This window comes from Streptomyces sp. NPDC006207, from assembly GCF_040613835.1.
Taxonomy (GTDB): domain Bacteria; phylum Actinomycetota; class Actinomycetes; order Streptomycetales; family Streptomycetaceae; genus Actinacidiphila.
Map to the genome: position 1 here is coordinate 18452 of NZ_JBEXSX010000017.1, position 13807 is coordinate 32258.

Annotated in this window: 12 protein-coding genes and 1 pseudogene; 7 read left to right on the top strand and 6 right to left on the bottom strand. The window is 73.8% G+C overall.

All coding sequences use genetic code 11. The features are described 5' to 3' along the window. Positions 1 to 7 precede the first annotated feature (7 nt). A complete protein-coding gene (locus ABZ312_RS16000) occupies positions 8 to 859 on the bottom strand; it encodes a hypothetical protein (protein WP_500323561.1) in 852 nt (283 codons plus the stop codon). 78 nt (positions 860 to 937) lie between these two features. Further along, positions 938 to 1315: a hypothetical protein gene (locus ABZ312_RS16005; protein WP_500437898.1), complete on the bottom strand. Its 378-nt coding sequence runs from the start codon at positions 1313 to 1315 to the stop codon at positions 938 to 940. 235 nt (positions 1316 to 1550) lie between these two features. Here ABZ312_RS16005 and ABZ312_RS16010 point away from each other — a divergent pair, with 235 nt between their 5' ends. Together ABZ312_RS16010 and ABZ312_RS16015 are read left to right on the top strand one after the other, a co-directional pair. Next, the gene (locus ABZ312_RS16010; protein ID WP_500323559.1) at positions 1551 to 1853 is read left to right on the top strand and encodes a putative quinol monooxygenase; all 303 of its coding nucleotides are present in this window, start codon (positions 1551 to 1553) and stop codon (positions 1851 to 1853) included. Positions 1854 to 2042: 189 nt separating this feature from the next. Then, positions 2043 to 2501 (top strand): universal stress protein, encoded by a 459-nt coding sequence (locus tag ABZ312_RS16015; protein WP_500323557.1) that lies wholly within the window; start codon positions 2043 to 2045, stop codon positions 2499 to 2501. Positions 2502 to 2707: 206 nt separating this feature from the next. Here the strand turns inward: ABZ312_RS16015 and ABZ312_RS16020 are convergent, their stop codons facing one another. Next, positions 2708 to 4306: a phytoene desaturase family protein gene (locus ABZ312_RS16020; protein WP_500437900.1), complete on the bottom strand. Its 1599-nt coding sequence runs from the start codon at positions 4304 to 4306 to the stop codon at positions 2708 to 2710. Between the two features lie 401 nt (positions 4307 to 4707). Here ABZ312_RS16020 and ABZ312_RS16025 point away from each other — a divergent pair. Next, positions 4708 to 6253, top strand: a pseudogene (locus ABZ312_RS16025) (serine/threonine-protein kinase). Between the two features lie 24 nt (positions 6254 to 6277). Here the strand turns inward: ABZ312_RS16025 and ABZ312_RS16030 are convergent. Continuing rightward, positions 6278 to 6490: a hypothetical protein gene (locus ABZ312_RS16030; RefSeq protein WP_500323554.1), complete on the bottom strand. Its 213-nt coding sequence runs from the start codon at positions 6488 to 6490 to the stop codon at positions 6278 to 6280. Positions 6491 to 6802: 312 nt separating this feature from the next. Here ABZ312_RS16030 and ABZ312_RS16035 point away from each other — a divergent pair, with 312 nt between their 5' ends. After that, positions 6803 to 7711, top strand: a complete 909-nt coding sequence (locus tag ABZ312_RS16035; protein ID WP_500323553.1) for an SGNH/GDSL hydrolase family protein — start codon at positions 6803 to 6805, stop codon at positions 7709 to 7711. 81 nt (positions 7712 to 7792) lie between these two features. Here the strand turns inward: ABZ312_RS16035 and ABZ312_RS16040 are convergent, their stop codons facing one another. Beyond that, entirely contained in the window at positions 7793 to 9247 is a 1455-nt protein-coding gene (locus tag ABZ312_RS16040; RefSeq protein ID WP_500323711.1) for a dihydrolipoyl dehydrogenase family protein, read from the bottom strand. 185 nt (positions 9248 to 9432) lie between these two features. On the opposite strand from ABZ312_RS16040, the gene ABZ312_RS16045 reads away from it, so the two are divergent. After that, entirely contained in the window at positions 9433 to 10626 is a 1194-nt protein-coding gene (locus tag ABZ312_RS16045; protein WP_500437902.1) for an RNA-guided endonuclease InsQ/TnpB family protein, read from the top strand. A gap of 172 nt (positions 10627 to 10798) precedes the next feature. Here ABZ312_RS16045 and ABZ312_RS16050 read toward each other — a convergent pair whose 3' ends face one another. Beyond that, complete coding sequence (locus ABZ312_RS16050) at positions 10799 to 11242, bottom strand: VOC family protein (RefSeq protein WP_500323551.1); 444 nt, start codon at positions 11240 to 11242, stop codon at positions 10799 to 10801. Between the two features lie 205 nt (positions 11243 to 11447). Between ABZ312_RS16050 and ABZ312_RS16055 the strand changes: the two genes are divergently transcribed. Further along, positions 11448 to 12977, top strand: a complete 1530-nt coding sequence (locus tag ABZ312_RS16055; RefSeq protein ID WP_500323550.1) for an MFS transporter — start codon at positions 11448 to 11450, stop codon at positions 12975 to 12977. A gap of 40 nt (positions 12978 to 13017) precedes the next feature. After that, entirely contained in the window at positions 13018 to 13779 is a 762-nt protein-coding gene (locus ABZ312_RS16060) for a GNAT family N-acetyltransferase (RefSeq protein WP_500323710.1), read from the top strand. The last annotated feature ends 28 nt before the right edge of the window (positions 13780 to 13807 follow it).

Genomic DNA, 13807 nt, shown 5'->3' on the forward strand with positions numbered 1-13807 from the left:
CGGAGGTCTACCGCCCGCCGAGCTCCACGGGCCCGCCGGTGAAGGCGTCGAGCAGGATCCGCCCACCGAGCGGCCGGTCAAGGCGGACCGTCACCGGGTCGACGAGCAGTTGCGCGGTGCACGGGCCGTCGTCCGCGCCGCGGACCGTGCCGCGGAGCACCACGCTGTCGCGGGTCTCCAGCACGTCGACGGCCGGACCGTCGTCACAGGCGCCGTGCTCCGCCTGGACGGTGACGCTCCGGCCGTCCTCGGCGACCTTCCGCAGCCCGTGCAGCGGCATCCCGGGATCGGTGGCCTGGGAGAGGGCGGCGATCGGGGCGCCCGGCAGCCGCGCGGGGCTGATCGCGGCACGCACCAGCGGGGTGTCGTAGCCGTCGAGCGTGAAGTGCCAGGCGGGGACGCGGGCCTCGCCGCGGCTGGTGAGCAGGGTCATCTCGCCGAAGGTGGCCTTGGTGACGGTCAGCGGGTCCGCGCGGCCCTCCGGCCCCTCGTCCAGCCCGTCGTAGGCCTCCCGTGCCGTCATCGGCGTGACGGGCGTCGACGTCCCGTCCGCCCAGCGGATGCGGCCCTCGTGCTCGGTGCGGGGCAGCGCCCCGCGGTGCTCGAAGTTCCGCGTCAGGTAGGCCTGCTTGTCGGCGTCCGTACGGAAGGCGTTGTCCGGGAGCCGGACCACGTCCTCCAGCGGGTAGAAGCCCTCCCGCCACGATCGTGCGGACTCCGAGCCCTCCCAGGCCTCGGCGACCTCCCGCATGCGCGCGGTGGCCGCACCGTCGTCGTCCGCCGCGGACACCGTCCGCGCTCCGCATCCGGCGGATCCCACGAGCAGACAGACGGCACCCACCAGCACGAGCGGTCTCATGACGCCTCCCCAAGGCAGTGGGCCCCCCTCGGAGCCTGCCGATGTGACGTGCCGCCCCGGCAGCGGGTTCCGCCCGCGTCACCCGCCGGGCGGCGCGGACGGCGCGGACGGGTTCCTCCGGTTGCCCACCCGGGTGAACAGCCCCGCGCCCGGGGGCAGTCCCAGGAGGATGCCGGCCTGAAGGTCGAGGTCGGCGGCGGGCGGGGACACCAGGAGGTCGACGGCGAAGCCGAGCACTCCCGTCGCCGCCACGACCAGGGCACGGACCGCGGCGGCCACGCCCCGGCGGCGAGGACGCTCCCGCGCGGCGTCGGCGACGGCACCACGACTGATCAGGGCGGTCACGACCGGCGCCGTGCTCGCATCGGGCAGCAGGCCGAACGGCCGGAGCAGCAGGGCGATGTCGCCGCGAGGCACCAGCGCCATCACCATCAGCCACGCGGTGGGTGCGGCCACAGCACGGGGCCGGGGCCGGCCGGGGCCGGCCCCGTCGGGCCGGACGCGTCGGGCCGCTCGGTCGCCCGGGCCGCGAGCCTATCCGGGCTCCCGGCCCGTGGGGCAGGCCCGAGACACACGGAACGACGCCGCGAAATGCCGGGCCGGCTTCGCGGGGGGCGCCGGGCCGGCCGGGTAGCGTCGCCCTCACCAGCGGCCCCGAGGGGCCGTCCCTCCTGCGACCTGGAGCACCGGTATGCCCGCGTACGGATTCTTCGTGGAGTTCGAGGCCCGGCCGGGCCGGGAGGACGAGGTCGTCCGTTTCCTCGTCGACGCCAAGGCGCTGGTCGACGCCGAGCCGGGCACGTTGGCGTGGTTCGCCTTCCGCCCGGCGCCGTCCTCGTTCCGCATCTTCGACGCCTTCGAGACCGAGGAGGACCGCGAGACGCACCTGCGGGGCAAGGTGCGGCAGCGCATCGAGGCGCTCGGTGACGAACTGTTCGCGGTGCCGCCCGTCATCACCCCGGTCGACGTCCTCGCGGCGAAGCTGCCCGGCTGACGGGGCGCAGGGTACGGCAGCCACCGGGCTCAGGGGGCACCCCCCCCCGCCGCGGACGGCCCCCGCAGGTCGGCGCAGACTGTGAACGGAATGTTCACGCCGTACGACACCGCTGGTCAGGGGAACTCCACCACCGCAGGCCTCTACTGAGTCCGCGAACCCCTGCTCAGCCCTGGAAGAAGAGAAAAGATGTCCATGTACCAGCGCATCATGGTTGCCGTCGACTCCAGCCCCTCCCGCCAGTCCGCCCTGCGCACGGCCGGAGACATGGCCCGGCTGAGCGGCGCCGCGGTGCACGTCGTGCACGTGCTCGCCTCGACGGTCGCGTTCGACACCGTCATGACCCTGGAAGGGGACTCCGACGCCGGCGCCGTCGTCGACGAGGCCGTCGCCACGCTCCACGACATGGGTGTGGCGGAGGCCGACGGTGAGCTCGTCCGCGACGTGACCACGCAGGAGATCGCCGGCGCGATCTCCGCCGCGGCGGAGCAGTTCAAGGCTGACCTCCTGGTCGTCAGCCCCCACCACCGCGGCTCGGTCGCGGCGTTCTTCAACCCCCGTGTCAGCGACGCCATCGCCCACACCAGCCGCATCGCGGTGCTGCTCGTCCCCGAGGAGCGGGCCGAGGGCGACGACTCCGCCGCCTGACCGCGCCCGTACGACCCCTCACGGCGTGGGCACGTGCTCCGGGAGCATCCCCGGCGTGTTTGACGGCGTGCCAGAACTCCTCCGGCACCGGATGGTCGAAGAACGCCACGCTCGCGACCGCCGGGTGCCCCAGCGGGAAGCGCACGGCAGCCAGGGGACCACGCGCCCGTCCGGCGCACCATGCCCGCTGCGGCGCGGGCCAGGGGTCAGCGGCGCCCGGGTCGTCGTGCGCCGCGGATGAGCTGCTGCGCGGCGAGGTGGCCCGAGCCCCCGCCGAGGCCGGGGCCGGGGTGGGTGGAGGCGCCGATCTGCCACAGCCCGGGGACGGGTGTGGCGTGCCGGGGCGCGCCGGGCAGCGGTCGCCACAGCAGGCTCTGGTCGAGTTCGGCCGAGCCCCCGTACGGGTCGCCGGCCACCGCGTTGGGGTTGTGCCCGGACAGGTCGGCCGGGGTGACGGCGTCCCAGGCGAGCACCTTGCCGGGCAGGTCGGGGGCGTGGCGGGCCACCCGGGCCAGGACCCGGCCGACGTAGCCCTCGGTCAGTGCCTCCGTCCAGCCGCCGCCGACGTCGAGTTCGCCGGCCGCGTCGCCGACGGGCGCGAAGGGCAGTTCCTGCAGCTGGATCCACAGGGACGCGGCACCTTCCGGCACGCGGGACGGGTCGAGGACGTACTGCTGGCCGACGACCACCGTGGGCCGGCGCGGCAGCAGGCCCGCCTCGGCCTCCGCGCAGGCGATCCCGGTGCTCGCCGATCCGTCGCTCAGGTGGAACAGCGGGATGCCGGCCAGCCGGTCGTCGTTCCAGCCGGGCGGGGCGGAGAGGGCGACGTGGAGCTGCATCGCGGCGCGGCCGTAGCGGTAGTGCCGGGCCTGGTCGCGGACCGCGGCGGGGACCGGGGCGTCCTGCGGCAGCAGTTCCCCGTACAGCGCGGTCGGGGTCACCGAGGCGAGGACGGCACGGCGGGCGTGGATGTGCTCACCGCCGCCGGCCACTCCGGTGACCCTGCCGTCGGTGAGGAGCAGCCGCTCCACCGGGTACCCGGTGCGGACGTCCACGTGGAGTTCCCCGAGGAGCGTCTCGAAGGCCCGGACGAAGTTGCCGGCGCCGCCCGCCACGACGGGCACCCCGTAGCCGTGGAGCGAGGCCGCGAGCACGGGCAGCAGCAGGCCGCCCCCGGCGTGGTCCGGGGACAGCCCCGCGTGCAGCAGCCAGGGCACCCACAGCAGGTCCGCCTCGTCGCCCCGGAACGCGCCGCGGCAGTAGGAGCGTCCGCTGGTGACGGCCGACCGGAGCCAGGCCTCGGTGCCGGTGAACCGTTCGCGGCGCACCAGCCTCGCGATGTGCCGCAGCGTCCGTGGGGAGCGGGGCTCGCCGCTCAGGATGCCGCCGATGGCGTCGGCGTTGTCGAGGAAGCGCCCCAGCATCGCCAGGTAGGCAGCCCTGTCCTCGGCCCGGCCGAACGCCTCCGCCGTGGTGGCCGCGTCGCGGTGCACGAGGAGCACACGGCCGTCGTCGGTGACGGTGCCGGTGACGAAGCCGTCGCCGTTGCGGTACTCCAGGCCGTGGCGGTGCAGGTCCTCGCCGAGGACGGCGTAGGCCCCTCCGGACACGAACAGCGGGTGCCAGGAGGAGTAGGTGTCGTGCAGGTATCCGGGCAGGGTGCGTTCCTCGGTGGCGATGAAGCCGCCCAGCCGGTCGCCCTGTTCCAGCAGGACCACCGACCAGCCGTCCTTGGCCAGTTCGGTGGCGGCGACCAGGCCGTTCACACCGGAACCGACGACGACGACGTCGACCGTGCGTGCCATCACTGCTCCTCGGGCGCGTCACTCCGGGAGGCCGCTCCACGGGAACCGGCCGGGGCGACGTCCCCGTGCGTCCACGGTCCAGCGTGCGCGCGGGGCGGGGCCCCCGCACGTCGGGCGGGCCACGCCCGGCCGCCACCGGTCCGGTCCCGACGCGGGTGGCGGCCCGGGGGCGCCGCTTCGTGGGGCGCGACCACGTGCTTCGGTCGGCGTGTCGCACCGACGCACCCAGGCCGTCCACGCCCTTGCTGTCGACGGCCGGCGTGCCCGATGCTCATATCCCCAGAGCCACATCGGTCGCCCCCCGTCAGCCGTGGCCCGGTCCCGCGAACCGCCCCTCCGGTGCGGGCATCGGCGCGACCCCCCATCGCGTGCGGGGCTGGCCGGTCATCAAGGGGGGTTCGATGCGGACTGAGCGGGTGATCCCGGTGTTCCAGCCGTTGGCACCCGGCGATCCGGCCACCGTCGCGGGGTACCGGATCGCCGCCCGCCTCGGTGAGGGGGGCATGGGGACGGTGTACCTGTCGTACACACCCGGCGGGCGCCCGGTCGCCATCAAGGTGATCCGGCCGGACCTGGCCGGGGACCACGAGTTCCGCCGCAGGTTCCGACTGGAGGTTCACGCCGCCCAGCAGGTGCAGGGCCTCTACACCGCCCCGGTCATCGACAGCGACACCGATGGGGACCGCCCCTGGCTCGCCACGGCGTACGTGGCCGGGCCCTCCCTGCAGGCGGCCGTCGGCCGGCACGGGCCGTTCCCGGTGCCTGCCGTGGCGCTGACCGTCGCCGGGATCGCCGAGGCCCTGCAGGCCATCCACAGCGTCGGCATCGTGCACCGCGACCTCAAACCGTCCAACGTGCTGCTGGCCGCCGACGGACCGCGGGTCATCGACTTCGGGATCGCCCGGGCCGCCGACGCGACCTCGCTCACCGCAGCGGCGTCATCGTCGGCACCCCCCCTTCATGACCCCCGAGCAGGCCTCCCGCGCCCCCTGTCTGCCCCCCACCGACGTCTTCGCCCTCGGCCAGGTCGCCGTCTACGCCGCCACCGGCCGGCCCGCCTTCGGCGAGGGCACCCCGCACGCCGCGCTCTACCGCATCGTCCACGCGGAGCCCGAGCTGTCCGGCGTACCCGATGAGCTCGCAGAACTGGCCCGGCTGTGCCTGAAGAAGGATCCGGCCGCCCACCCCACCCCCGCCGAGGTCATCGACATCTGCCGTCGGATCTCACCGCGGACGGAATTGCGCCGCCCCGAGGGCTGGCTCCCGCCGGCCGTCGCCGCCGACATCGGCCGCCACACCACCATGCCCGCCCCGCCCGCCCCACCGCGCTCCCCCGGCTCGGCCCGGCGCCGCGGACCGGGCTTCGTCGTGGCCGTCATCGCCGGTCTGGCGGCGGCGTGCGTCGGCGCGCTCCTTCTGTACGGCAGAACCGTGGACGGGGCGGGCGAACCGGGCGGGGCCGGAGCGCCGGACCGCGACTCCGCGTCGCGGACCGCTCCGGGCGGCGGCGGCGAAAGCGCCGCACTGGACGCGGACCCGCCGTCCACGTCGTACAAGGGCATCGACGTGCCCTACCAGTACACCATCTCCCTCTCCGAGCTGCCGCCCAAGCCGTACCACCCCAGGGTCGGCCCGTACTACGAAGGGGACTTCGGGTACGCCTGGGGCGCGCGCGGCTGGGGCTTCGCCACCCCCGAAGGCAACACCTTGGTGCTGCTCACCAGCCGTCAGACCGGGTCGCTGGCCACGTGCCGCTCCGTGACCCGGTACTCCCAGGAGATCTCACGGAAGAACGCGGTCAGGGGCAGCCGGATCTGCGTGGTCACCGCCGCCGGTCACATCGCGCTCGTCACGGTACGGGGCTACTCCCCTGAGGATGCGGACAACGACTACGCCACGGTCGACCTGACGGTCTGGCGGAACGCGCAGACACCCGCCGAGGATTGACCCGACGCACGCGGCCGCCGGTTCTCAGGCCGGCGCGGGCAGCGGTCCCCCGGCACGGCGCCTGCGGGCCCGGCCGGGGACCGTCCACTCGTACACCGGCCCCACGACCAGCCAGGCGACCGTCCAGGGCGCGCGCACGCAGGCCAGCAGCCCGCGCCGCCATGGGGGCCGGGGAGGGTGGGCGCTCCGGTCCTTGCGGTGCGCACCGTGGAGCCGTGCCGGATCGTCCGTGCTCATGGGGATCACCTCGTCGTGGCGGGGCCGTCGACCTGTCTGCTCTCTCGCCACCAGCAGACAGGTGACGGAAGGCGCTGTCATGCCCCGAGATCGCGTGGCTTGAACGGCCGCCGGGGATGTGCAGGGCGCCGGCCCGGCAGGTGGCACGCCGGGCACCGGCGTTTGCGTCTCCCGAAGGCACGATGATCTACTTGCTTGGCGCAGCAAGTATTTTGCGGGCGCGGCGTGATGCCGCCGCAGGAACCGCTGCGAAGCCGGGGGCCGCCTCGTCCGGCGGCCCGGACGGCCAGGAACCACGACGAACGGACACAGATGAAGAGAACACTGACCCGGCCCGGCACCCGTCGCGGGGTCGCACTCGGTGCTGCCGCCCTGACGGGCATGGTGACGCTGCTGGGCTTCGGAGCAGGGACCGCCGGCGCGTCACCGGCCGGCCACGGGGGTGGTGGACGGGACTACGTCGCGCTCGGCGACTCCTACGCGTCCGGCCCGCTCATCCCCGACCAGGTGGACCCGACGTGCCTGCGGTCGAGCAGCAACTACCCCTCGCTCGTCGCGGCGCGCGAGAACGCCCGTCTCACCGACGTCAGCTGCTCGGGGGCGACCACCGCGGAGATGATCGCGCCCCAGGGCGCCGCACCGGCGCAGCTCGCCGCCCTCAAGCGCGGCACGGACCTGGTCACGCTCAGCATCGGCGGCAACGACATCGGCTTCAGCAGCGTCATCGCCACCTGCGCCGGCCTGACGTCCGCCGACCCCACCGGAGCCCCCTGCCGGGCCCACTTCACCGCGGGCGGCCACGACCAGCTCGCGGAGCGCGTCGCGCAGACCGCACCCAAGGTCGCCACCGTCATCCGCGACATCCACCGGCGCGCACCGCACGCCCGCGTCGTGGTGGCCGGGTATCCGGACCTGTTCCCTGACGACGGATCGGCCTGCACCAGCGCCACGGTGCCCTTCGCGGCCGGTGACTTCTCCTACCTGCGCGACACGGAGAAGGCGCTCAACGCCATGCTGGCCACCCAGGCCCGCAAGGCGGGCGCGCGCTACGCCGACACCTACACCCCGACCATCGGGCACGACATGTGCGCGCCGGCGGGCACGCGCTGGATCGAGTCCCTCGCCCCCGCGACCCCGGCGGCACCGGCGCACCCCAACGCCCAGGGCGAGGCGGCCATGGCCGGCGCCGTGCACCGGGTCGTCACCCGTCATCACCGCTGACCCCGGTCGGCACCGAACCCGTACGGTGACCGAGGACCCGCCTCCCCTCGGGAAGGCGGGTCCTCGCCGTATGACGCGCCGTCAGGCCGCTCGCATGTCCCGGTAGGTCTCCAGGACGCGCAGCCAGACCTCGCTGATCGTCGGGAAGGCGGGGACGGCGTGCCACAGCCGGTCCACCGGGATCTCACCGGCGACGGCGACGGTCGCCGAGTAGAGCAACTCCTGCACTCCCGGGCCGACGAAGGTGACGCCGACGACCGTGCCGCGGTCCGGGTCGATCAGGACGCGGGCCTTGCCCCGGTAGTCCTCGGCGTACTGCACGGCCCCGGCGAGACGCCCGATGTCGTAGTCCACGACGTCCACCCGGCGACCCGCGGCCTCCGCCTCCCGGGTCGTCAGGCCGACGGAGGCGACCTCCGGGTCGGTGAACACAACTTGCGGCACGGCGTCGTTGTCGGCGGTCGCGACGTGCGCGCCCCACCTGCGGTCGTCCACGGGCTCGCCCTTGGCCCGTGCTCCGATCACCGCTCCCGCGATGCGCGCCTGGTACTTCCCCTGGTGCGTCATCAGGGCGCGGTGGTTGACGTCGCCCGCCGCGTACAGCCAGCCGTCGGCGACGGCCGTCACCCGGAACGTGTCGTCCACGGCCAGCCAGTCGCCGGGGGCCAGGCCGACCGTCTCCAGGCCGATGTCCGCGGTGCGGGGGGCGCGTCCGGTCGCGAAGAGGATCTCGTCGGCCACCAGCGTCCCGCCGTCCGCCAGCGTGACGCGTACGGGACCGTCCGGGCCGACCTCACGCGCCACGGCGGTCACGGAGGCGCCGAACCGTACGTCCACACCGGCGTCGCGCAGGGCGTCGGCGACCATCTCCCCGGCGAACGGCTCCATGCGGGCGAGCAGTCCGCCGCTCCCCCGGACCAGCACGGTCACCTCGGAACCGAGCGCCCGCCACGCGGTGGCCATCTCGACGGCGACGACGCCGCCCCCGACCACCACCAGACGGCCCGGTACCTCGTGGGCGCTCGTCGCCTCGCGGTTGGTCCACGGACGCACCTCGGCAAGCCCCGGCAGATCCGGGAGCAGCGTCGTGGTCCCGGTGGCGACGACGACGGCGTGCCGCGCGGTCAGGCGGACCGTCCCGCCGTCCGGCGTGTCCACCACGACCTGCCGCGGCCCGTCCAGGCGGCCGTGGCCGCGCACCAGGTCGACGGAGACGGAGTCCAGCCACTCGACCTGGCCGTCGTCCTTCCAGTGGGCGGAGAGCCGGTCGCGGTGGGCGAGGACCGCGGCCACGTCCAGCGGCCCCTCGACCGCGCCCCTCAGGCCGGGTATGCGGCGGGCGTCGGCCCGTGCCACCACGGGCCGCAGCAGCGCCTTGCTCGGTTCGCACGCCCAGTACGAGCACTCGCCGCCGAGCAGTTCGGCCTCCACCAGCACCGTGGCCAGTCCGGCGGCGCTCGTCCGGTCGGCGACGTTCTCGCCGACCGGTCCGCCGCCGATGACGACGACGTCGTACTCCCGGGAGGAACCGCTCATCACTTGATCCGTCGTTTCGTCGGTCTTCATCGCATCTCCCTCGAGGAAACCCCGCCCTTCAAGGCGGGGAAGAATCGCACCGCTGCGGAACAGGGCAACGAAAGCCGTTTCGCCGCCACGGCGGAGCGGCCCCTTCTCCCAGCTCCGCCAAAGAATCCGCAAACTGACGCGGTAACATGTGAGTCGTGGCCACCCTCGTGAAGCGGGCGTTCAAGTACCGCTTCTATCCGACCGATGCGCAGGCGGCCGAGCTGTCGCGCACGTTCGGTTGCGTGCGGAAGGTCTACAACCTCGCCCTTGCGGCACGTACCGAGGCGTGGACGCGCCAGGTGCGGGTGAACTACAACCAGACGTCGGCGATGCTGACGGCCTGGAAGAAGACCGATGAGTTGGCGTACCTCAACGACGTCTCCTCCGTACCGCTCCAGCAGGCCCTGCGCCACCTTCAGATGGCGTTCACGAACTTCTTCGCCAAGCGAGCCAAGTACCCGCGCTTGAAGTCGCGGAAAAAGTCGAGGAAGTCGGCGGAATACACCACCAGCGCGTTCCGCTTCCGGGGCGGCCGGTTGACCCTGGCGAAAATGGCGCAGCCGCTCGACATCGTGTGGTCCCGGCCGCTGCCCGAAGGCGCGTCTCCGTCCACCGTGACCGTGTCCCAGGATGCGGCCGACCGCTGGTACGTGTCCCTGCTGTGCGAGGACCCATCCGTTGCGCCGCTGCCCGCGGGCGGCAACGCCGTGGGCGTCGATGTCGGCCTGGACCACCTGCTGACCCTGTCCACAGGAGAGAAGGTCACCAACCCGCGACACGAACGCCGCGACCGCGCCCGGCTCGCCCTGGCGCAGCGGCGTCTGGCGAAGAAGGCCAAGGGCGACGGGGCCAACCGTCGCAAGGCCCGGCTGACGGTCGCCAAGATCCACGCCCGCATCGCCGACCGGCGCCGTGACGGGCTGCACAAGCTGACCACCCGACTCGTTCGTGAAAACCAAACGATCGTGATCGAGGACCTGGCCGTGCGCAACATGGCCAAGAACCGGAGCCTGGCCCGCCCCATCAGCGATGCGTCGTGGGCCGAGTTCCGGAGCATGCTGGAGTACAAGGCCACCTGGTACGGGCGGGAAGTGATCGCGGTCGACCGCTTCTTCCCCTCGTCCAGGCTGTGCTCCGCCTGCGGCACCTTGCAGGACAAGATGCCGCTGCACGTCCGCACCTGGACCTGCGACTGCGGCACGACCCACGACCGGGACGTGAACGCCGCGAAGAACCTGCTGGCCGTCGGACTGACGGTGTCGGCCTGTGGAGCCGGTGTAAGACCTCAACGGAGAACTCCGGGCGAGCAGTCGGCGATGAAGCAGGAACCCCTACAGCGCGAGCCGTAGGAACCCCCTCCTTTCAAGGAGGGGGGAAGTCAAAACCTGCTTCCAAAGGGGGCCGGAGGGGACCCGGTCACGGGCCCGCGGTGCCGCGGAGGGGGGATCCGCGGCACCGCGGGAGTCCGGGGGTCGGGTGGTCGGGGAAGGTCGGGAGGTCGTCGAGTGGGGTGGTCGGGGGTCAGCGCCCCGGCAGACGGTCCGTGACCTCCTGGAGCGCCCAGCCGTTGCCGTCCGGGTCCGCGAAGGTCGCGAAGGAGCCGTAGCTGGCGCGCGCCGGGTGCGGGCCCGCGACCCGGGCGGTCTCGCCGGCGTGGTGGAAGACGCCGCCCGCGTCGTGGAACACCTCGCTGATGTCGACGCCACGTGCCGCCAGTTCGGCGCGGGCCGCCACGATGTCCTCGACGATCAGGTGGAGGCCCTGCACGGAGCCCGGGGCGGCCGTGGTGACGCCGTCACCGAAGAGGATCGAGGCCCCGGATCCCTCCGGGGTGAAGTGGACGACGCGGAAGCCGTCGTCGCCGACGTAATCGACGTCCAGCCGGAAGCCCAGCGCCGCGTAGAAGTCCTTGGCCCGGTCCACATCGGACACGGGCAGCACCACAACCTCGAGCTTCAGGTCCATCGGGTTCTCCCAGTTCTCTAATCGTCACCGCTTTGACTGGTGACGAGCATGGCCCAGCACTTCGTAACCTGTCAAGGCGGTGACGGATGCACGTCCGCCGCGGACGCCGGCCCGACACCTTCAGGATATACTTGACCCGTCAAGCACTTGGCAGCCTGCCCGTGGCGCGTCCGCGCCCTCGTCGACATCCGTGAGGAAGACCGAGATGACCACACCGGCTGTGACAACCCCGCGGCAGGAACCCCCGGCGGAACGCGACGCCCGGCGGTGGTGGGCCCTGGGCGTGATCGCGCTGGCGCAGCTCATGGTGGTCCTCGACGCCACGATCGTGAGCATCGCCCTGCCGTCGGCCCAGCGCGACCTCGGGCTCACCGACGGCAGCCGGCAGTGGGTCGTGACCGCCTACACGCTCGCCTTCGGCGGACTGCTGCTCCTCGGCGGACGCATCGCGGACCTCGTGGGCCGCAAGCACGCCTTCACCTCCGGCCTCGTCGGCTTCGCCACCGCCTCCGCGCTCGGCGGCGCCGCCACGGGCCCCGCCATGCTGTTCGCGGCCCGCGCCCTGCAGGGGTGCTTCGCCGCGCTGCTCGCCCCCTCGGCGCTGTCCCTGCTGGCCACGACCTTCACCGACGGCAGGGAACGCGCCAAGGCGTTCGGCATCTTCGGCGCCCTCGCCGGCGCCGGGGGCGGGATGGGCCTGCTCCTGGGCGGCGTCCTGACCCAGTACCTGGACTGGCGCTGGTGCCTGTACGTCAACGTGGCGATCGGCGCCGTCGCCGCGGCCGGCGCGGTCGCCTTCCTCAAGGACCGCGCCGGGCACCGCGCGGTGCGGCTCGACGTCCCCGGGGCCGTCCTCGGCTGCGGCGGTCTGGTCACCGTGGTGTACGCGCTCAGCAGGGCCGAGTCCGACGGCTGGGGGTCGGGCACGGTGGCCGGCCTGCTCGTCGCGGGCACGGCGCTCCTCGCCGGGTTCACCTGGTGGCAGTCCCGCGCCGCTCATCCCCTGCTGCCGCTGCGCATCATCGCGACGCGGGCCCACGGCGGTCCGGTCCTGACCCTGGGACTGGCGATGACGGGCCTGTTCGCGGTGTTCCTCCTGCTCACGTACTACCTGCAGGACATCCTCGGCTACTCGGCCCTCAAGAGCGGTTTCGCCTTCCTGCCGATGTCCGCCGCGATAGTCCTCACCTCCACCCAGGTCTCCGCCCGTCTACTGCCCCGCGTGGCGCCGCGGACGATGATCGTGCCGGGACTGGCCGTCGCCGCGGCCGGCATGTTCACCTTCACCACCCTCGGTACGCACTCGGCCTACGCCACCCACGTCCTGCCGGGCGCCGTGCTGCTCGGGTCCGGCATGGGCCTGGTCTTCATGCCCGTCATGGCCACGGCGACCGCCGGGGTCGCCCCGGGCGACGCGGGCACGGCCTCCGCGGCGGTGAACACCGCGCAGCAGGTGGGCGGTTCCCTGGGCACCGCCCTGCTCAACACCGTCGCCACCACCTCGACGGGCCACTACGTCGCGGCGCGCCTCGCCGCGCACGGCGGGGACCGGGTGACCGCCGCACAGCGGCACGCCATCACCGACGCCGGCGTCGTCCACGGCTTCACCACCGCCTTCGGGTGGGCCGGCGGCCTCACGCTCGCCGGCGCCCTCGTCGCCGCCCTGCTCGTGAACGTCCCCTCGCCGCGCCGCCGCGGGGGCGTCCTCGCGTCCAAGGCCCGGGCGGCGGCGTAGCCGTACGGGCGGGCCGGGTATCCTCCGCGGCGTGACCGAGATGATCAGCCATGCCGCGGTGGACGCCCTGCACGGGGCCATGGAGCGGCTGACGGACCTCCTGCCCGGCGCCTTCACGCGGCGCGGCCCGAAGGGCGGGCGGCTGGTGTGCACCGGCCTGCCGGTCGCCCTCCTGAACACGGTGTCCGCGGGTCACGAACGGGACCTGCGGGAGACAGAGGCCCTCGCCGAGGAGCTGTCGGCGGCGGGTCTGCCCTGGAGCATCCAGGTCCGCGGCGAGGCCGGCCCGGAACTGACCGCGCTGGCGGCCCGGTTCGGCCGTACGGCCGGCCCCACGCTCCCCCTGCTGGCGTGGGACGCCGCGTCGCTCGCCGATCTGCCCGCCGTACCGCCCGGGGGCGGCACGGTGCACAAGCTCACCGGTGCCGAGGCCGGGCGGTACTCCGCCGCGCTCGCGGCGGGGTTCGGCATGCCCGGAGAGGTCGCGGACGCCTTCGCCCGCCCGGCGCTGCTCGACGCCCCCGACATGACCGCGTTCACCCTCGACGTGGACGGCGAGGCCGTCGCGACCGGGTTCAACATCCTGGCCGGCGACCACGTGGGGCTGTTCAACGGTTCGGTGCCGCCGCGGCACCGGGGCAACGGCCACTACCGCGCACTGGTGACGGCCCGGCTCCACGACGCCGTCGCGTCGGGGGCGCGCCACGCGTTCACGCAGAACTCCCCCATGTCCCGCCCCCTGTACGAATCCCTGGGCTTCCGGCTCGTGGAGACCTGGACGTACCTCACCCCCGCGGGCTGATCCCTCGGCCGGCACCCAAGGGCGTCGC

Excerpts from the sequence above, each read along its gene's own strand:
- ABZ312_RS16050 (WP_500323551.1), bottom strand. The coding sequence starts at position 11,242 with ATGGACCTGAAGCTCGAGGTTGTGGTGCTGCCCGTGTCCGATGTGGAC.
- ABZ312_RS16010 (WP_500323559.1), top strand. The coding sequence starts at position 1,551 with ATGCCCGCGTACGGATTCTTCGTGGAGTTCGAGGCCCGGCCGGGCCGG.
- ABZ312_RS16030 (WP_500323554.1), bottom strand. The coding sequence starts at position 6,490 with ATGAGCACGGACGATCCGGCACGGCTCCACGGTGCGCACCGCAAGGAC.
- ABZ312_RS16060 (WP_500323710.1), top strand. The coding sequence starts at position 13,018 with ATGATCAGCCATGCCGCGGTGGACGCCCTGCACGGGGCCATGGAGCGG.
- ABZ312_RS16055 (WP_500323550.1), top strand. The coding sequence starts at position 11,448 with ATGACCACACCGGCTGTGACAACCCCGCGGCAGGAACCCCCGGCGGAA.
- ABZ312_RS16040 (WP_500323711.1), bottom strand. The coding sequence starts at position 9,247 with ATGAGCGGTTCCTCCCGGGAGTACGACGTCGTCGTCATCGGCGGCGGA.
- ABZ312_RS16020 (WP_500437900.1), bottom strand. The coding sequence starts at position 4,306 with ATGGCACGCACGGTCGACGTCGTCGTCGTCGGTTCCGGTGTGAACGGC.
- ABZ312_RS16035 (WP_500323553.1), top strand. The coding sequence starts at position 6,803 with ATGAAGAGAACACTGACCCGGCCCGGCACCCGTCGCGGGGTCGCACTC.
- ABZ312_RS16000 (WP_500323561.1), bottom strand. The coding sequence starts at position 859 with ATGAGACCGCTCGTGCTGGTGGGTGCCGTCTGTCTGCTCGTGGGATCC.
- ABZ312_RS16015 (WP_500323557.1), top strand. The coding sequence starts at position 2,043 with ATGTCCATGTACCAGCGCATCATGGTTGCCGTCGACTCCAGCCCCTCC.